The sequence below is a fragment of the Streptomyces sp. LE64 genome, from assembly GCF_052606915.1.
In genome coordinates, this window is sequence record NZ_CP199708.1 from 2,081,838 (window position 1) to 2,100,658 (window position 18,821).

Here is an 18,821-nt window from a genome sequence, read left to right on the forward strand (position 1 = left end):
ACGCTCCCGTCAGTGACTCCACAGACGACCACCGCCGTCCCCGGCGCACCGCTCGTCCGGGCGGACCCCCGCACCGCCCTCCGCTACGCCACCGGCTGGCTCGCCACCCGCGGCGTGATGCTGTACCTGCTCCTGCACAGCGGGCCGGAGCTGCTCGGCTCCGGCGGCGTGCCCCGGGAGGTGTACCGGCTGTACGCCCACTGGGCCGAGCAGCTGGCCGCCGGGGGCTTCCCGGTGGGCGACCCGCTGTGGCAGTACCCGCCGGGCGCCGGGCCGGTGCTGCTGGCGCCCGCGCTGGTGCCCTGGCTGAGCTACTTCGAGGCGTTCGTGGCGCTGACGCTGCTCGCGGACGCCCTGGTCACCGCGGCGCTGGTGCGCGTCGGGAGCCGGCCCGGGCGCGGCCGGGGCGGGGCCCTGGTGTGGTTGTGCGGGCTGCCGCTGCTGCTGCACCTGCCGCTGGCCCGCTACGACGTCCTGGTCACCGCCCTCGCGGTGGCCGCCCTGCTGACCCTCGCCCGGTCCCCGCGGGCGGGCGGGGCGTGGGCGGCGCTCGGGGCGGCGGTGAAGGGGTGGCCGGTCCTGGTGCTGCTGGGCGCGCCGCCGGGACGGGCCGCCCGGCGGGCGTGGACCGCCGCCGGGGTCACCGGGGCGGCGGTGCTGGGGCTGCTCGCCCTCGCCTTCGACGGATCGGCGGCGTTCCTGCGCGAACAGGGTGCGCGGGGCGTGCAGATCGAGTCCCTGGGCGGCACGGTGCTGGGGTTCGCCCGGCTCGCGGGCTGGCCGGGCACCGTGCGCTACCGCTACGGGGCGATGGAGTTCGTCGGGCCCCAGGTGGGGGCCGTCGCCACCGCCTCGCTGGCGCTCACCGCGGTCGCCGGGCTGCTGCTGGTGGGATGGCGGCTGCGGGCCCGGCGGTGGAACGCGGCCACCCCGTTCGACGCCGCGCTCTGCGCGGTGCTGCTCTTCACGGTGACCAGCCGGGTGATCAGCCCCCAGTACCTGGTGTGGCTGCTGGGGCTGGCCGCGGTCTGCCTCACCTCGCCGCGCACCACCCAGCGCCCGGTGGTCGGACTGGTCCTGGTGGCCACCGCGGTGAGCACGGTCGTCTACCCGATGGCCTACGGGGAGGTGACCGCCTCCACCTGGACCGGCTGTCTGCTGCTGGCGGTGCGCAACGGGCTGCTGCTCGCCGCGACCGCGCTGTCCTTCGTCCGGCTGTGGCGCGCCACCGTCCGCACCGACCCGGCCGCCGTCCCGGCGCCGTCCGAGCCCGGCGGGGAGGGGACGCCGTGGCACACGCCGAGCACGCTCCGGTGAGCGTGGTGGTCATCGGGTACGACGACGCCGCGCACGTGGTCGAGGCGGTGCGGTCCGCGTTGGCACAGGGCCCGGCGGTGCGGGAGGTCATCGCCGTCGACGACGGCTCCACCGACGGCTCCCCCGCGCTGCTGGACGCGCTGGCCGCCGCGGAGCCCCGGCTGCGGGTGCTGCGGCGGACCGTCAACAGCGGCGGCTGCGGCACCCCCCGCAACGACGGACTGGACGCCTGCACCACGCCCTTCGTGATGTTCCTCGACAGCGACGACCTGCTGCCCCCGCGCGCCGTCGAACGGCTGCTGGCCGCCGCCCGGTACCGGGACGTCGAGGTGGCCGCCGGCGCGTGCGTCCGCCGGGAGGTGCCGCACGGCCCCGACCGGCCCTGGCAACCCCGGCTGTACGCACCGCCCGCGGCGCCCGCCACCCTCGCGCGCCCGGCCGAGCGGCCGGAGTTGGTCCGGGACACGCTGTGCGTCAACAAGCTCTACCGGACGGACTTCCTGCGCACCCACGGCATCCGGTTCCCGGACGGGCGCTTCCCCTACGAGGACTTCGTGTTCGGCGCCCGGGTGCTCGCCGCCGGGCCGCGGATCGCCCTGATCCCGGACGTGGTGTACGTCTGGCAGGTGCGGCGGCGGGCCGAGCGGCTGTCGATCTCCCTGGACCGGGCCGGCATCGACAACTGGCGGGCCCGCACCACGGCGCACCGCACCGCCGTCGAGGTGCTGCGGGCCGCCGGCCAGGACGCCCTGGCGCACGCCGCCCGGGCCGCGTTCCTCGACCTGTCGCTCCGGATGTACGCCCGTGACCTCGGGCGCCGCTCCCCCGCGTACCGCACCGCCTGGTGGACGGAGGCCCGCGCCCACCTGGAGACCTTCGAGCGCGCCGAGCTGGAGCCGGCGACCGGGCCCGGCCGGCTGCTGGCCGCCGTGCTGCTGGCCTCGCCGGCCCCCCGCGACCTCGACCGGGTGCGGGAACTGGCCGCGCGACCGGCCCGGCTGCTGCCGCCGTACGCCCGCGACGGGGACGGCACCCCCGTGTGGTCGGCGGAGGTCCCGGTGCCGCTCGACGCGCTGCTGCGCCGCCCGGTGTCCGCGCTGCCCCTGGCGGTGACGGCCGAGCTGCGGCCCGGCGCCCGCAGGGGCGGGACGCGGCTGCGGCTGCGCCTGCACGAGCTGTACGGGCGGGTGCTGGCGGCCGGCCCGTTGGGGGCGGAGGTGGTGTTCCTCGACCGTCGCACCGGACGGCCCGGGCTGCGGCACACCGTCCCGTTCGTCTCCGAACCCGGGAGCGGCACCTGGGTCGTCGACACCGGGGTGCCGCTGGGACGGTTGGGCGCCGGCACCTGGGACCTGCGGGTGCGGCTGCGGTTCGCGGACGGCGGCGAGCGGGAGGCCACCGCGCACGCCGACACCGGGCCCGGGCTGCTGCGCCGCCGGGCGGTGCCCGACGCACGGCACGGGGTGCTGCTGGTCCAGCCGTACGCCACCCACTCGGGGGCGCTGGCGGTACGGGTGGCCCACGGGCCGCACGGGGTGCTGTCGGTGCTGAAGCGACGGGCGGTACGGCTGACGGGGGTCAGGGGCGGCGACTGAGTTCGCACCCCGCGCCCCACGCATCCCTGCCGTTTCTCCCAAGAACCGCTCTTGCACTCGTTATTGACGGGAAGTCAGAATATGGGGAATCCGGTGATCGGTTGCTCCGCAGCTCAGCGCGGTGGTCGTCCGCTCTGACAGACTGCGCCCCGTACGGGTGCTCGCCCCCCGCGCGTCCGTACGATCACCGCTCCCTCCGCACGCTTCCGTGCGCGCCCCGCAGCGCGCACACCGACCACAGGACAGGGTGAACGAGCGACCATGACCTGGCTGATCACCGGTGGTGCCGGCTACATCGGGGCCCATGTCGTCCGCGCGATGCGCGCCGCGGGCGAGCGGACCGTCGTCTACGACGACCTGTCCGTCGGCGACGCCCAGCGCGTCCCCGACGGAGTGGCGCTGGTCGTCGGGTCGACCCGGGAACCCAAGCTGATCGCCCGGGCCCTCGACAGCCACCGGATCACCGGGGTGATCCACCTCGCGGGGTGCCACCGGGTCGACGAGTCCGTCGAGCAGCCGCTGCGCTACTACCGGGAGAACGTGGAGGGGCTGCGGGTCCTGCTGGACGCCGTGGTCGAGGCGGGCGTGGCCTCGTTCGTCCTCGCCTCCTCGGCCGCGGTGTACGGGGCGCCCGCCGCCGACCTCATCGCCGAGGACACCCCCTGCCAACCGGTCAGCCCCTACGGCGAGACCAAGCTCGCCGGCGAGTGGCTGGTGCGGGCCGCCGGGCGCGCCCACGGCATCGCCACGGCGGTCCTGCGCCACTTCGACGTGGCGGGCGCGGCGGTGCCCGAACTGGCGGACACCGCGGCGGTCGGGCTCGTCCCGCAGACCCTGGACCGGCTCGGCGACGGGCTGCCGCCGCAGGTGTACGGGGGTGACCGCCCCACTCACGACGGCAGTTGCGTGCGCGACCTCGTCCACGTGGCGGACCTGGCGGATGCCCATGTCGCCGCCGCGCAACGGCTCGCCGCCGCGTCCGGTGCCGGTACCGGGCTGACCCTCAACATCGGCCGCGGGGAGGGCGTTTCGGTGCGGGAGGTGGTGGCGGCGGTGACCGCCGCGGTGGGCCGGGAGGACGAGCCCGAGGTGCTGCCCCGCCGGGCGGGCGACCCGGCCCGGCTGGTCGCCGACGTGGACCGGACGGCCCAGGTGCTCGGTTGGCGGCCCCGGCACTCGCTCGACGACATCGTCACCTCCGCCCGGGCGGGCTGGCTGCGGGCCCACCCCGGGGCGGACCGCCCCCGGGGCCGGACCGCGACCGGGTCCGCGTCCGCCGCGCGCCCGGCCGGGCCGACGGCGGTGGCCGCCGCCCGGACCTCCGAACGGCTCAGCGCAGCAACGGCGCCACCCGCTCGGCCAGCGGCCGGGTCACCCGGGCGGTGAGGCCGACCGGGTCCCAGCGGATCTGGAGCCGGCCGGCGCCCCGCGGCTCGGGCTCCACGGTGACCAGGTGCGGGGCGAGCCCGTGCCGGTAGTCGACGCGGGCCCGTAGCGGGGGGAAGCCGAGCGGGGCGAGTAGCAGCCCGGTGTTGCGCAGGCCCCGCTGGGCCAGCACCAGCACGGGGTGCCGGACGCCGGGGAAGCCGTGCAGCGGGAGCGGGGCCGCCGCGAGGTCCAGGCGCACCCGGCCCTCGAACACCCCGGGCCGCACCGGGTCGATCCGGAACGGCACTTCGAGCCGACCCCCGCCGGGCGCCACCGCCAGGGCCGCGGCCTGCGGTCCGACCGGGAGCCGCAGCCCGGGGTCGTGGGTGCGCACTACCAGGTCGACCGCGGCGCCGGGGGCGGCCTTCAGGTCGAGGATCTCGTGCCGGAACAGGGCGCTCGGGAAGGGGCCGGCGTCCACCCGCTGGTCGTCGAGGTCGAGTTCCCGCCGCCCGGTGGCGGTCGCCGGGACCCGGTCCCCCCAGTACAGCCGCCCGTCCGGGCCGGCGGTGACGGTGCGGGGGGCGACGCCCTGGCCGAGCCCGCGGGCGGCCACCCGGGCCTCGGCGAGCCGGCCGTCCCGCACCAGTTGCAGCACCACCCGCTCGGCGCGCGGCAGCCGGGCGTAGGCGGCCGGGGCGAGTGTGGCCAGGTAGGGGTTGACCAGGTCGGCGAAGCCGGCCAGCCAGGCGTCGTCGCGGTACGGGAGGTCACCGGCGTACATCCGGAAGTCGTGCTTGAGGAACTTGTAGTCCTTCTCCGGCCGCAGCGCGGCGTGGCCGGACTCGCGGAGGAAGTCGTCGATGAGCCGCCCGACGTGGATCCGGTCGCGGACGTTGCCCAGCAGATGGCGCTGGTTGGAGATGGAGGCGGTGTCGGCGGCGGCGTGCGGGGCGATGTACCAGCGGTAGACGATGTCGGTGAGGACGGTGAACTCCCGGGCCAGACAGTACGCCTGGGCTGAGAAGAGCTGGTCCTCGTAGTGGATGCCCTCGGGGAAGCGCAGCCGGTTGCGGTCCAGGAACTCGGCGCGGTACATCTTGCTGGTCGCCAGGTGCTCGAAGAGCAGGCGGGGCTCGGCCTCGATGCCGGGCACGGTGCGCCGCTCGGCCACCAGGTGCGGCATCCAGGTGGAGACCCGGCCGGTGTCGACGCGGACCCGTTCGACGGCGCCCATCACGAAGTCGACGGGGCGTTCCCGGTGCGCCGCGAGCAGGGTCTGCACGGCGTGCGGCGGGAGTTCGTCGTCGCTGTCGAGGAACATCAGGAACGGTGCGCGGGCGACGTCCAGGGCCCGGTTGCGCGGAGCGCTGCACCCGCCGCTGTTCTCGGGCAGCCGCAGCACGGTGATCCGGTCGTCCGCGGCGGCCAGTTGCCGGGCGACCCGGGGCGTGTCGTCGGTGGAGTGGTCGTCACTGATGACGATCTCGATGCCCCGGTGGCTCTGCCGGCGCAGCGAGTCGACCGCACGGGGCAGTCGGGCGGCGTCGTCGTGGACGATGACGGTGACGGTCACGTCGGGGGCCCCGGGTGCGGTGGCGGCGTGCACCACGTGCGGGGAGGTCGGTCGGTCGTGCGGGCTCATGTCGCGTCGGCCTCCTGGGGGGTGGGGACGGGCCGCCGTTCGTCGACCGGGACCACGGGCGGCAGCGCGGTCTCGGGTTCGCCGAGGAAGACCCGGCGCACCACCCGTTCGGCGGCCAGCCCGTCGTCGTAGGCGCAGAACCTGCGGCGGAACGCGGCCCGGGTCTTGGCGCTCGCCGCGTCCTGCCAGGCGCCGGAGCGGATGGCCTCGGTCAACTCTTCCTGGGTGCGCACCACGTGGCCGGGTGCCTGGCTGGTCAGGTCGAAGTAGACGCCGCGGGTCCTGGCGTAGGTCTCCCAGTCGTCGGCGTAGACCAGCACCGGCCGGTCGAGGCCCGCGTAGTCGAACATCAGGGAGGAGTAGTCGGTGATCAGTCCGTCGGCGGCGAGTTGGAGGTCCTCGACGGGGTCGTAGGCGGACACGTCGATCACCCGGCCGTCGCGGCGGAGCCCGGTCAGCGGCGAGGTGCCGCCGTAGAAGTAGTGGCCGCGCACCAGGAGCACGGCGTCCTCGCCGAGGTGCGCGGCGAGGGCGGCCAGGTCCAACCGGGGCGTCCAGCCGGCCTCGTAGTCGCGGTGGGTGGGGGCGTACAGGAACGCCGTCCGCCCCCGGGGGATGCCGAGGCGCTCCCGGACCGCGCGGATGCGGGCGGGGGTGGCCCGGTGCAGCACGTCGTTGCGGGGGTAACCGTGGTCCAGGGAGACGTAGCGCGAGGGGTAGGCGCGTTCCCAGGTCTCGGTGGAGTGCGGGTTGGCGGAGACGCTGTAGTCCCACTTGTCGACGCGGGCCAGCAGGGCGCGGAAGTTGAGGCCCTTGGCGGCGGCCGGGTACGACAGCTGGTCGAGGCCCATCCGCTTGAGGGGGGTGCCGTGGTGGGTCTGGAGGTGGACCGCGTCCGGCCGTTTGACCACCGCGCCGGCGAAGTTGACGTTGTTGACCAGGAAGCGGGCGCGGGCCAGGGCCTCCCAGTAGTCGGGGGTGCCCGGCACCACGTACCGGGTGCCGGGCGGCAGCAGCGGCACCCGGTCGCGGGCGACCACCCACACCTGCCGCACCTCGGGGGCGAGTTCGGCGAGCTTGTCGGCGATGGCGGCCGGGTTGCAGGTCACTCCCCGGTCCCAGTAGGCGGAGAACACCGCCAGGTCGTCGTGGACGGGCCGGTCCAGGGCGCGGCGGTAGCGGTGGTCGCGCAGCTTGGCGGCGGCCCTGCGGCCCCGGGTGCGCCACCGCTCCCGCACCTGGCGCTGCTGGTGGTTGACGCCCTGCACGGCGCGGTAGGGCCGGTAGGCGTCGCGTTCCAGCAGCCGGTAGCGGACCCCGTCCAGTCCGGAGGGTGCCGGATGGCCGGGCGGGCGCCAGCGGGCCGCGGCGCGGGCGGCGCGGTGGAAGAACTCGCGGGCCACCGGCTCGGGCAGCGCGCCGCGGGCGATGACGCGCAGCCACGCGCGGACCATCACGTCGTAGAGCGCCGCCCGGACCGCGGTGGAGGCGCCCTGCGCGGCCAGCACCTCCTGCACGGCCTCGTACCGTCCGACGAGGCCGTAGTGGTCCTCGGGGGTGGGGGGCGGCAGGCTGGCGGTGCGCAGCCGGCGGTCGTCGAGGACGGGGTGGTCGAGGGCGGTGATCCGGCGGGCCCGGGCGAGGACCGCGTAGGCGAGGAGTTCCGCGTCCGGTTCGGCGGCCCACTCGGGGTGGGCGCGCCAGTGGTCGGTGCGCAGCACCCGGGCGCCCAGCAGCGGGGTGACGCGCCACAGGTCGGGGCAGTCGTCGAGGGTGCGCGGCACCCGGCCGGCGCGGGCCAGCACGGACGCGTCGGGGGACGGTCGTCCGGTGGCCCACCAGGTGGAGTGGACGGCGTCCAGGACCAGCACGTCCACGTCGGGGGGTTGGGCGGCGGCGAGGTCGGTGACGGCGCGCCAGGCACCGCCGGGCACCCGGTCCTTGGCGGGGACGAAGTGGAGCCAGGGGGTGGTGGCCCGGGCGGCGCCGGCGGCCCGGGCGGCGGCCTCCCCGGTGCCGTCCGGCAGCGGCAGCGGCAGCAGCCGGGGGTCCTGTGCGGCGTACCGTTCGGCGAGGCGGTGGGCGGCGGGGTCGGTGGTCGCGACGATCACCTCCACGGGGGCGGCCGGCCCCGTGACGAGGTCCTCCAGGCACTCCTGGAGGTGGCCCTGCACGTTCCTGCCGTGGACCACCGCGCTCAGTCGGGGGCCTTCGTCCGCGCCGGTCGGCACCGGTGTGTCATCCGTCATCACGCGCCTCCTCCGTGTCCGCATCCGTTCCGTCACCCGTGCCCTGCCGGGCCCGCGCCGGGCGGGTTCCCCGCCCTCAGGGCACCACCCGGTACAGCCGCTCCCCGTTCGGTCCCTCCGCCACCTCCCGCAGCCCGTCCCCGGGCCGGCGGGGTCCGTCCAGCACCCAGCGCACCCGGTGGGCGGCGAGGATGCGGGCCCGCTCGCCCGCCGCGGTGTCCTCGGCGTAGTACCGCTCGGTGGCGGCGATCCGCTGCCGCTCGTCGGGGAGCAGGACGTCCGGGTAGCCGGGGGCGACGGTGTACGCCCCGTGCGCCGGGAGTTGGCGGGCGGGGAAGGTGCGGGCCATCACCACGTCGCCGTAGCGCACCCACGGCGTGGTCCAGCGGTAGCCGTGCCAGGGCTCCCGCGCCTTGGCGGCCACCGGGTCCGGGAGCCAGTGGTGCGGCACCGCGTAGCCGAGGGTGCCGATCTGCATCCAGGCCCCGACGGCCAGTGCCGCGGCCAGCAGCAGGGCGAGCGTCGTCCGCCACCAGCGCCGGGTGGCGGCGAAGACCTCGATGGCGACCGCGAGTTGGGCGGGGATCAGGACCGCGGGCAGGGCCCGTCCCCAGGCGTAGTGACCGCTGATGCCGCCGGCGGCCACGACCAGCAGCCCCAGCAGGAAGAAGAGCGCCAGGGGGTCGCGCCGGTCCCGCCACCAGCGGGCGGCGAGCGCGGGCAGTCCGACGGCCACCAGCCCGAACCGGATGGCGGTGTCCCGGTACAGCGGCCGGTGGATGGCGTCCATCCCGTCCGCCCCCCACAGGGCCAGCAGGTCGTAGTACGGCCAGGCCAGGACCAGCGCGCCGGCGGCGGCGGTGCCGCCGGCGAGTCGTGCCCACACCGCCCGCGGCGGCCAGGGCCGCGCGCCGAGCACCAGGGCCAGCACTCCGAGTCCGGCCACCACCCCGGTGAACTGGTGGACCAGCACGATCGTGCCCCACAGCAGCCCCAGCCCCAGGAAGACCGGCCAGGAAGCCGCCGCGGCCAGGGCCCGGCGCAGCCACGCCCACAGGTGGAAGGCGAGGCCGAGGGCGAGGGTGCTGGGGTAGGAGACGGTCAGGGCCAGCGAGCCGAGTCCGGTGAAGCCGCTCCAGGCGAAGACCCGGGTGCCCCACAGCAGGGTCAGGCAGAGCAGGGCGAGGGGAACCGCGGCCGTCCGTTCGGTGAGGGTGCGGACGAACCGCCACACCCCGCTGAGCAGCACGGCGAGTCCGACGAGCGCCGCCGCCCGCAGCACCCCGAAGGTGGGGGCGCCGCTGACGTCGGCGACCAGGGCGAAGAACACCGCCCACGGCGAGTAGTACGGGCTCGGCGTGTCCGCGTCCACCAGCGGGTTGCCGGGGTTCACCAGGTCGTGGCGGAGCCGCTCCAGGGTCGCCGCGTGCATGCCCAGGTCGCCGATCCACGGCAGCCGCAGGCTCACCAGGAGCAACAGCAGGACCGACAGGGCCGCGGCGGTCCACACCGCGCGCGGGACCAGGGACCGGGCCGGGCGGGGGGCGTCGGGGGCGGAGGGGGCGGTGCGCACCCGGGCCAGCGTCACCGTCCGGCGCGGGTGGGTTCGGCGGGGCGGCGGCTGCCCGGGAGGGCGTCGGGGCCGCGGGAGGCCCCGGGGCGGTGCGCGCCGGTGGTGCGCGGGCGCGGCCGGGGGAACACCCAGGTGCGGTAGACGAGGAAGCGGAACGCCGAGGCGAGGCCGATGGAGAGGGCCTTGGCCAGGTTGGAGGCGAGCGGCCCGGTCAGTTGGGCGCCGTGGTAGGCGAGGGAGAACAGCACGCTCTCCATCATCACGCCGGCGCCGCTGAAGACGAAGAAGAGCACGACCTGCGGGCGGGTGCGGGCCGTCCGGTCGCGGTAGGCGAAGAACCGGAAGCCCAGGTAGTTGCTGCTCATGGCGGCACAACTGGCGAGGACGGTGGCGGTCATCGGCCCGCTGCCGAGCCCGTGCAACAGCAGGTTGAAGACGACGAGGTTGACCGCGACGCCGGAGCCGCCGACGACTCCGAACTTGGCGATTTCCAGGGCGAGTCGACGCGGTCGGCCGCCGACCCGCGCCCCGGCGCGCGCCGGGGGCCGACGGTCGGGCGGGCTGGTCGAGTCGCCGGAAGCATGGACGGTCACGAGCGGCACCCCTCGGTCTGACAATCGGGTCCACCATAGACCCCATGACCATGTTTGCTGGTGATTGTCAGCACTTGCCCGAGTTGCCCCGTTCTTGGGGCGGGACGGGCGAGCGCCCCCGCACCCGGTGGCACCGGGTGCGGGGGCGCTCGTCACCGCCCGGGGGTGGGGCCCGCCGGCCCCGCCCCGCTCAGGTGTGGGTGCGCAGCAGCGTCCGCATGGTCCGCATCGCCACCGACAGGTTCGCCAGGTCGAAGTCCTCCGAGCCCTGGATCTCGTCCAACGTGGCCCGGGCGCGCCCGAGGATCGCCACGTTCTTCTCCTCCCACTCGGTGAACCGCTGCTCCGGCGAGGAGGACCCGTTGCCGGCCGTCAGCACCTCCGCGGTGAGCGCCGCGTGCGCCGCGTACAGGTCCTCGCGGATCGCCGCCCGGGCCATCGACTGCCAGCGGTCCTCCCGCGGCAGGGCGATGATGCGGTCCATCAACTGGGTGATCCGCAGCCGGTCCGCGAGGTCGTAGTACACCTCGGCGACCGCCAGCGGGTCCTTGTCCATCCGGTCCGCCACCGCCACGATGTCCAGCGTCGGGAAGGCCGAGGAGAACCCGGCCACCCGGGCCGCCAGCTCCTCCGGCACCCCGGCCCCGGTCAGCTCCTCGCGGATGCGCTCGTACCACTCCAGGTCGGCGCCGCGCAGCAGCTTCGGCAGCTGCGTCCACACCTGCGCCACCCCGTCCGCGAAGAAGTCGACGGTCGAGGCGAGCTCCAGGGGCTGGTGCCGGTTGTTCAACAGCCAGCGGGTGCCGCGCTCGACCAGCCGCCGCGAGTGCAGCCGGATCCGGGTGAGCACGTCGGCCGCGACCTGGTTGTCCAGGGCCTCGACCGCGTCCCAGACCCCGCCCAGCCCGAAGATCTCCCGCGCGGAGAGCTGCGCCCGCACGATCTCCTCCAGCGAGGCCCCGGTCTCCTCCCGCAGCCGGTGCAGGAAGGTCGAACCGCCGCTGTTCACCGTGTCGTTGACCAGCAGGGTGGTGATGATCTCCCGGCGCAGGGCGTGCCCGTCGATCTGCTCCCCGAACCGCTCGCGCAGCGCCGCCGGGAAGTAGGCGTACAGCAGCCGCTGGAGGTAGGGGTCGTCCGGCAGCTCGGTGCCGATCAGCTCGTCCGCCGCGGTGATCTTGGTGTAGGCGATCAGGACCGCCAGCTCGGGCTGGGTCAGTCCGCGGCCCTGCCCCAGCCGCTCCCGGATCTGCCGGTCGGTGGGCAGGAACTCCAGGGACCGGTCCAGGGCGCCGTCCTTGGTCAGCCGGCGCATGAACCGCTGGTGCGCCTGGAGCAGCGAGGCCGACTGGGCCTGCGCGTTGGCGAGCGCCACGTTCTGCGCGTAGTTGGTGCGCAGCACCAGGCGGCCCACCTCGTCGGTCATCTGGGCCAGCAGCGTGTTGCGCTGCTTGACGGTCAGATCGCCGTCCGCGACCACCGAGTTCAGCAGGATCTTGATGTTCACCTCGTGGTCGGAGGTGTCGACGCCGGCGCTGTTGTCGATGGCGTCGGTGTTGATCCGGCCGCCGGTCTCCGCGAACTCGATCCGGCCGAGCTGGGTGAAGCCCAGGTTGCCGCCCTCGCCGACGACCTTGACCCGCAGGTCGGCGCCGTCGATCCGGATGCCGTCGTTGGCCTTGTCCCCGACCTCGGCGTTGGTCTCGGCGGAGGACTTCACGTAGGTGCCGATGCCGCCGTTCCAGAGCAGGTCGACCGGGGCCTTCAGCACGGCCCGCATCAGGTCCGCGGGGGTCATCTTCGACACGCCCGAGGGGATGCCCAGCGCCCGCCGGATGTGGCTGTTGAGCTGGATCGCCTTGGCGCTGCGCGGGAACACCCCGCCCCCGGGGGACAGCAGGTCCGTGTCGTAGTCGGCCCACGAGGAGCGCGGCAGTTCGAACAGTCGGCGCCGCTCCGCGTAGGAGACGGCCGCGTCCGGTTCGGGGTCGATGAAGATGTGCCGGTGGTCGAAGGCCGCCACCAGCCGGACGTGCTCGGACAGCAGCATGCCGTTGCCGAACACGTCGCCCGACATGTCGCCGACGCCCACCGCGGTGAAGTCCTGGGTCTGGGTGTCGTGGCCCAGCTCCCGGAAGTGCCGCTTCACCGACTCCCAGGCGCCGCGGGCGGTGATGCCCATGCCCTTGTGGTCGTAGCCGGCGCTGCCGCCGGAGGCGAAGGCGTCACCGAGCCAGAAGCCGTAGTCGCCGGCCACGCCGTTGGCGATGTCGGAGAAGGTGGCGGTGCCCTTGTCCGCGGCGACGACCAGGTAGGTGTCGTCCTCGTCGTGCCGGACCACGCCCTGCGGCGGCACGACCTCCCCGCCGACCAGGTTGTCGGTGATGTCGAGCAGCGCCGAGATGAAGGTCGTGTACGAGGCGACGCCCTCGGCGAGCCAGGCGTCCCGGTCCACGGTCGGGTCGGGCAGCTGCTTGGCGACGAACCCGCCCTTCGCGCCCACCGGCACGATCACGGTGTTCTTCACCATCTGCGCCTTCACCAGGCCCAGGATCTCGGTGCGGAAGTCCTCCCGCCGGTCCGACCAGCGCAGACCGCCGCGCGCGACCTTGCCGAACCGCAGGTGCACGCCCTCCACCCGCGGCGAGTACACCCAGATCTCGTACGCCGGGCGGGGCGCCGGCAGGTCCGGGATGGCCTGCGGGTCGAACTTCATCGACACGTAGGGGTGGTGCCCGCCGTCGGCGGCGCGCTGGAAGAAGTTGGTGCGCAGCGTGGCCTTGATGACGGTGAGGAACGAGCGCAGGATGCGGTCCTCGTCCAGCGAGGCGACCTGGTCGAGGGCGCCGTCCAGTTCCTCCAGCAGCCCGTCGATCAGCTCGGTGCCGGCGTGCTGGCGCTCCGGCGACATCCGCGCCTCGAACAGGGACACCAGCAGCCGGGTGGTGTGGACGTTGTTACGGAGGGTGTCCTCCATGTAGTCCTGACTGAAGGTGGAGCCCGCCTGCCGCAGGTACTTGGCGTAGGCGCGCAGCACCGTGGCCTCGCGCCAGGTCAGCCCGGCGCCCAGCACCAGGGCGTTGAAGCCGTCGTTCTCGGCCAGTCCCGTCCAGGTCGAGGCGAAGGCGTCCTGGAACCGTTCCCGGCCGTCCTCGCCCAGGTAGTCGCCGTTGCCGCTGCTCACCGACTTCGGCATCCGCAGCCCGAAGTCGTAGATCCACGCGGTGCTCCGGTCGGCGCAGCGCAGCTCGTAGGGGCGCTCGTCGACGACCTCCACGCCGAGCCGGCTGAGCACCGGCAGCACCGCCGACAGGGAGACCGGCTCCCCGGTGCGGTAGATCTTGAAGCGGCGTTCGTCGGGGGCGCTGCCGACCGGCTCGTACAGGCTGAGCGAGAAGTTCTCGGCGGAGCCCCTCAGCGCGTCGACGTGGCTGAGGTCGGCCACCGCGGCGCGCGGCGAGTGGTCGGCCTTGTACCCCTCGGGGAAGGCGTTGCCGTAGCTCCGCAGCAGTTCGGCGGCGCGCTCCTCGCCGCACTCGGCGTTCAGGGCCTCGGCGAAACCGTCCGCCCAGGACCGGGCGGCCTCCACCAGCCGGGCTTCGATGCGCTCCTTGTCGGCGTCGCTGAGCACCGGCAGCTCGGTGCCCGGTGCGACCCGGACCACGAAGTGCAGTCGGGACAGGATCGACTCGGTGTTCCACGCCGTGAAGTCGACGCTGGCACCCGACAGCTCCTCCTTGAGGATGTCGATGATCCTCAGCCGCACCCCGGTGGTGTACCGGTCGCGCGGCAGGTAGACCAGCGCCGAGTAGTAGCGGCCGTACTCGTCCTTGCGCAGGTACAGCCGCAGCCGGCGGCGCTCCTGGAGGTACAGCACGCTGGTGACGATGGCCCGCAGTTCGTCGACGGGGGTCTGGAAGAGTTCGTCGCGCGGGTAGGTCTCCAGGATCTGGAGCAGGTCGCGCCCGTCGTGGCTGTTGGGCGAGAAGCCGGCGCCCTGGAGCACCTCCTCGACCTTGCGCCGCACCACGGGCACCCGGCGCACCGATTCGGTGTACGCGGCGGAGGAGAACAGGCCGAGGAAGCGGCGTTCGCCGATGACGTTGCCCTCGGTGTCGAACTTCTTGACGCCCACGTAGTCGAGGTACGAGGGCCGGTGCACGGTGGCCCGGCTGTTGGCCTTGGTGAGGACGAGCAGCTTGTGCTCGCGGGCCTTGGCACGGGCGTCGGCGGGCAGCCGGTTGAACGAGGGGCTGACCGGGTGGTCGTCCTCGCCGCCGTGCGGCGGGTCGGAGCGCAGGATGCCCAGGCCGGTGCCGGGGACGGGGGCCAGGGAGTCGTCGTCCCGCAGGTCGTACTCGCGGTAGCCGAGGAAGGTGAAGTGGTCGGCAGCCAGCCAGCGCAGCAGTTCGCGGGCCTCGTCGACCTCTTGGTCCCGCAGGTCGTCGGCGGTGGGCTCGGCGGGCAGGTCGTCGGCGATACGCAGGGCCGCGTCCCGCATCTTCTCCCAGTCCTCGACGGCCTCGCGGGCGTCGGAGAGGACCCGGAGCAGGTCGGTGGTGATCTGCTTGAGGTCGGCGCGGTCGGTCTCGCGGTCGATCTCCACGTGGATCCACGACTCGACCAGCGCGTCGTGCGGCAGGGCACCGCGGGGGCCGGTGGCCCGCTCGGCGGGCAGGATCTCCTGGAGCCTGCCGGTGACGTCGCGGCGCACCACCACCTGCGGGTGGATCACCACGTGGATGCCGCGTCCCTGTCGGGACAGTTCGTTGGTGACGGAGTCCACCAGGAACGGCATGTCGTCGGTGACGACCTCCACCACGGAGTGGCTGCTGGTCCAGCCGTTCTCCTCGACGGTGGGGGTGTGGACCCGGACGTTGGCCGTGCCCTGCGGACGGTTCTCGGCCAGCCGGTAGTGCGAGTGGGCGGCTCCGAAGACGTCGACCGGGTCGCGGTCGGCGAGGTCCTCGGGGGCGGTGTGCAGGTAGTAGCGCTGGAGGAACGCGAGCAGGGTCTCCCGGTCCGGAGCCCCCTCCCCCGTCGTACCGGTCGGTAGGTTTCCCCCGACCGGACTGTTCTCAGCTACCCGGGCGGCCCGTGCGAGCAGCTCGGCCTTGGCTTCGTCCAGCTTGGTCTGCATTGTCCTCTGACTCCTGTCGCGCGCCGTTGCGTGACGTAGAAGGGGGTGAAGCGACACCGCACCGCGGCCCGTGCCGTCGGGTGGGGAGCGGGGTGACGTCGCACCGCGCGAGGTGCGGGGCGGGGTCGACCGGGCGGGTCACCGGGGTGACGGCCGGGCGGGTGCCCCGTGCGCGAGGACCAGCGACGGCCCGGGCACGGAAGTCCTCCGCGTGCACCGGGCGCAGGGCAGGGGCTACGACGCCCCTGCGGGATATCGCGCTGATCACGGGTCCAGGCTATCGCCCCCCACCGGGGAGCCGTCATGAGCCGTATGTGTACAAAACAAGCGGTCAAACTTTGACACTCTGCACACCCCGCCCGGAACGGACATGATGCAGGGCCCGGCACACGGGGCGCACCCCCGGGAATTCTCCCGCCGTCCGCCCCCGTGTGTCCCCGTGCGCCCCCGACATCCCCTGGTGTCCCCTTGGCGACACTCCGCCGGGGCGGCAGCGTGAGCGGTGACGGACACGACGGTACGCGCCGGGCTCCGGCGCACGACCGATCGGGTGCCGGCGCACCGGTGCGCACACGGGAGGAGCAAGGACCGCGATGGCGACGAAGATCCTGATCGTGACGGGTGACGCCGCGGAGTCACTGGAGGTGCTGTACCCCTACCAGCGACTGCGGGAGGAGGGGTACGAGGTCCACATCGCGGCGCCCAGCCGCAAGCAGCTCCGCTTCGTGGTGCACGACTTCGAACCCGGATTCGACACCTACACCGAGAAGCCCGGCTACACCTGGCCCGCCGACCTCGCCTTCTCCGAGGTGGACCCCGGAGACTACGCGGCCCTGGTGATCCCCGGCGGGCGGGCGCCCGAGTACCTGCGCGGCGACGGGGAACTCCGCAAGATCCTCAAGGCGTTCTTCGACGCCGACAAGCCGGTGGCCCAGATCTGCCACGGCCCGCTGCTGACCGCAGCCACCGGGTCGCTCCGGGGCCGCCGGGTCACCGCCTATCCGGCGCTGGAGCCGGACATGGAGGTGAACGGCGCCGAGTTCCAGGACGCGGAGGTGGTGGTGGACGACACCCTGGTGTCCTCCCGCGCCTGGCCGGACCACCCGGCGTGGATGCGGGAGTTCCTGAAGGTCCTCAAGGCGGCCGCCTGAGCCCGGGGCCGGCCGCTTCGCCGGCCCCCGCCCGCCACGGCCCCGTCCCGGCTCGGACCACGGCTCCGGACCGCGGGGCTCAGCCCAGGAGGCGCTCCGCCTCCACCACCGCCTCGGCCAACGAGTCCACCACCGGCACCCCCATCGCCTCCAGGCTCGCCCTGCCGTGCGAACCGCCGGTGTAGAGCACCGCCTCGGCGCCCGCCGCACGGGCCGCCACCGCGTCGTCCGCGGCGTCCCCGATCACCACCACCCGCGAGGCCGGCACCTCCGCCAGGGCGCCGAGGTGGCGGGTCATCGCCTCCGCCTTGGACACCCCGGACGGCCCGAGCCGCCCCTCGACCAGAGCGAACAAGGGTTCGATCCCGAAGCCGCGCACCAGGGGCACCAGCTCCTCGTGCCCGTACATGCTCAACAGCGACTGGCTCCGGCCGGTGCCCCGCCAGCCGGCCAACAGCTCCTCGACGCCCTCCGTCAGCCCGCAGCCGTCCCGGTGCTCGGCGTAGTGCCGCTGGAAGACCCCGTCCATGGTGAGCCACTCGCCCGCGGTGGGCGTCCGCCCCATCAACCGCTCGTAGAACTTGGGGATCGGCACGCAGTACAGCTCCCGGTACTGCGCCACGGATATCGGCCCCAGGCCGATCTCCGCGAACGCGGCGTTGCTCGCCGCCACCACGGCGTCGACGTCGTGGAACAGCGTGCCGTTCCAGTCCCAGACGATGTGTGCTCCCTGCGTCCCCATGCCCGCCAACGTACCCGCTGCCACTGACAGCGGGGCGCGGCCGCGGGCCGGTCAGTCCGCGATCAGGCCGGGGATCTCCTGCGTCGCGTACCACAGCAGATCGTGGTCCTCGGCCCCGTCGACCACGAACCGCGCGTCGTCGTCCCCCAGGTCGGCGGCGCCCAGCGCGGCGGCCGCCGCGGTGACGTCCGCCCGGGCCTCGTCGGAGTCCACGTGCACCGCCGCCGCCCTGGCCAGGGCGACCGCGCGGACGATCCGCACCTCTCCCAGCGCGCCCGGGTCCAGACCCCGGTCGGGGTCCGGCACGGCGGTGCCGTCCGGTACGTCGACCGCCACCACGACCCGCCGGCGCGGGCAGCCCGGGTCGACCGCGAGCAGCCGGAGCGAGGCCACCGCGGCCCGGTTCAGCGCCGCGTACTCCAACTCCTCCAGATCGTCGGAGAGGTACCACTCACGCAGCGCCGGCGTCACCGCGTAGGCCGTGAGCGGGCCGGGCCCCAGTTCCCCCGTCCGGTACGCCTCGGCGAGGGCGGGCAGGGTCAGGGGGACGTACACGCGCATGGCTGGCCGCTTTCTGGGACGGGGCTCCCTCGCGAGGGCTCCCGGAAGGCTGATCCGCGGGGACCGGTTGACCCAGGATACGTGCGGGGGTCCCCGATCGGGCCGCCCCCGTGCATCACCCGCGCCCCACCGGTGCCACCCCCGGCGGGGGTTCCCGCCCGACCGGACGGAACCCCGGCGGCCCCGGTTCCCGGGGTCCCCCGGATAGGTGAATCCGGGGCCCGCCGACCCCTGGCCCCGGGCGTGTTGCACCCCCGTTCCCGGCCCGCGTACAAGATCCGCAACCAGAAGCTACCGCCGGGTAGCCCCGGGAGGGGCCCGGCGATCGGGGGTTCACCATGCGCAAGGTCATGACCCGCACGGACACCGCTCCCGGCCCGGGGACGGCCGTCGACCCCGTACCCGTTCCGGAGCACGCGACCAGCGCGGGCGCCCTCCCCCGACACCCCGCACGCCCGGCACGCTCCCGCCCGCCGGGGCGCCGCGACCCCCGTCGCCCGCACCCCGCCGGCCGGCACCCCGGCTCCCGCCGACCCGCCACCGGCTCCGCGCCCCGCCCCACCGACCTCTTCGCCGACCGGCTCCTCGCCGTCCTCACCGGCCGCCGCCCGGTCCACTCCATGCTCCGGCACATGGCCGGCGGCGCCTACGACGAACTGGCCCGGCTCGCCGACCGCAGCCCGCTGCCCCAGGACGGCCCCGCCCCCGTCGTCCGCGACGTCGGCTACTGCGTGCCCCGCCCCGGCGCCGTCGAGGCGTTCGCCCGGATCGCCACCGGCGACCGGCTCAGCGCCATGGCGTTCCGCCTCGAACGCACCGACGACCGGCGCTGGCGCTGCACCGCCCTCGACCTCGGCCGCCGCTGACCACGCACCGACGGGCCGGCC

The 18,821-nt window shown here is 74.7% G+C and carries 12 protein-coding genes; 5 read left to right on the forward strand and 7 right to left on the reverse strand.

Features of this window, described 5'->3' with window-relative positions; all coding sequences use genetic code 11:
* Positions 1–117 precede the first annotated feature (117 nt).
* The 3 genes from ACSMX9_RS09245 (at position 118) to galE (ending at position 4,298) form a co-directional block, all read left to right on the forward strand.
* On the forward strand, positions 118–1,317 hold the full coding sequence (locus ACSMX9_RS09245) for a glycosyltransferase 87 family protein (protein WP_445402942.1): 1,200 nt from the start codon (positions 118–120) through the stop codon (positions 1,315–1,317).
* The gene (locus ACSMX9_RS09250; protein ID WP_445401511.1) at positions 1,290–2,912 is read left to right on the forward strand and encodes a glycosyltransferase family 2 protein; all 1,623 of its coding nucleotides are present in this window, start codon (positions 1,290–1,292) and stop codon (positions 2,910–2,912) included. Before ACSMX9_RS09245 ends, ACSMX9_RS09250 begins: the two co-directional genes overlap by 28 nt.
* 261 nt (positions 2,913–3,173) lie before the next feature.
* Positions 3,174–4,298, forward strand: coding sequence for a UDP-glucose 4-epimerase GalE (galE, locus tag ACSMX9_RS09255; protein ID WP_445401513.1), 1,125 nt, complete (start codon positions 3,174–3,176; stop codon positions 4,296–4,298).
* Here the strand turns inward: galE and ACSMX9_RS09260 are convergent.
* The 5 genes from ACSMX9_RS09260 to ACSMX9_RS09280 all read right to left on the reverse strand — a co-directional run bounded on the left by ACSMX9_RS09260 (position 4,243) and on the right by ACSMX9_RS09280 (position 15,480).
* Entirely contained in the window at positions 4,243–5,925 is a 1,683-nt protein-coding gene (locus tag ACSMX9_RS09260) for a glycosyltransferase family 2 protein (RefSeq protein ID WP_445401515.1), read from the reverse strand. The genes galE and ACSMX9_RS09260 overlap by 56 nt on opposite strands.
* Complete coding sequence (locus tag ACSMX9_RS09265; RefSeq protein WP_445401517.1) at positions 5,922–8,174, reverse strand: CDP-glycerol glycerophosphotransferase family protein; 2,253 nt, start codon at positions 8,172–8,174, stop codon at positions 5,922–5,924. The genes ACSMX9_RS09260 and ACSMX9_RS09265 overlap by 4 nt, the downstream gene beginning before the upstream one ends.
* A 76-nt stretch (positions 8,175–8,250) precedes the next feature.
* Complete coding sequence (locus ACSMX9_RS09270) at positions 8,251–9,747, reverse strand: hypothetical protein (protein WP_445401519.1); 1,497 nt, start codon at positions 9,745–9,747, stop codon at positions 8,251–8,253.
* Positions 9,748–9,758: 11 nt separating this feature from the next.
* Entirely contained in the window at positions 9,759–10,340 is a 582-nt protein-coding gene (locus tag ACSMX9_RS09275) for a GtrA family protein (protein ID WP_445401521.1), read from the reverse strand.
* A 190-nt stretch (positions 10,341–10,530) separates the two neighbouring features.
* The gene (locus ACSMX9_RS09280) at positions 10,531–15,480 is read right to left on the reverse strand and encodes an NAD-glutamate dehydrogenase (RefSeq protein ID WP_445401523.1); all 4,950 of its coding nucleotides are present in this window, start codon (positions 15,478–15,480) and stop codon (positions 10,531–10,533) included.
* A gap of 593 nt (positions 15,481–16,073) precedes the next feature.
* Here ACSMX9_RS09280 and ACSMX9_RS09285 point away from each other — a divergent pair.
* Complete coding sequence (locus ACSMX9_RS09285) at positions 16,074–16,631, forward strand: DJ-1/PfpI family protein (protein ID WP_445401525.1); 558 nt, start codon at positions 16,074–16,076, stop codon at positions 16,629–16,631.
* Between the two features lie 79 nt (positions 16,632–16,710).
* On the opposite strand, the gene ACSMX9_RS09290 is transcribed toward ACSMX9_RS09285, so the two are convergent.
* Together ACSMX9_RS09290 and ACSMX9_RS09295 are read right to left on the reverse strand one after the other, a co-directional pair.
* Positions 16,711–17,373, reverse strand: a complete 663-nt coding sequence (locus tag ACSMX9_RS09290) for an HAD family hydrolase (protein WP_445401526.1) — start codon at positions 17,371–17,373, stop codon at positions 16,711–16,713.
* Positions 17,374–17,424: 51 nt separating this feature from the next.
* A complete protein-coding gene (locus tag ACSMX9_RS09295; RefSeq protein ID WP_445401528.1) occupies positions 17,425–17,934 on the reverse strand; it encodes a DUF6912 family protein in 510 nt (169 codons plus the stop codon).
* 350 nt (positions 17,935–18,284) lie between these two features.
* Between ACSMX9_RS09295 and ACSMX9_RS09300 the strand changes: the two genes are divergently transcribed.
* The gene (locus ACSMX9_RS09300; protein WP_445401530.1) at positions 18,285–18,800 is read left to right on the forward strand and encodes an Rv3235 family protein; all 516 of its coding nucleotides are present in this window, start codon (positions 18,285–18,287) and stop codon (positions 18,798–18,800) included.
* The last annotated feature ends 21 nt before the right edge of the window (positions 18,801–18,821 follow it).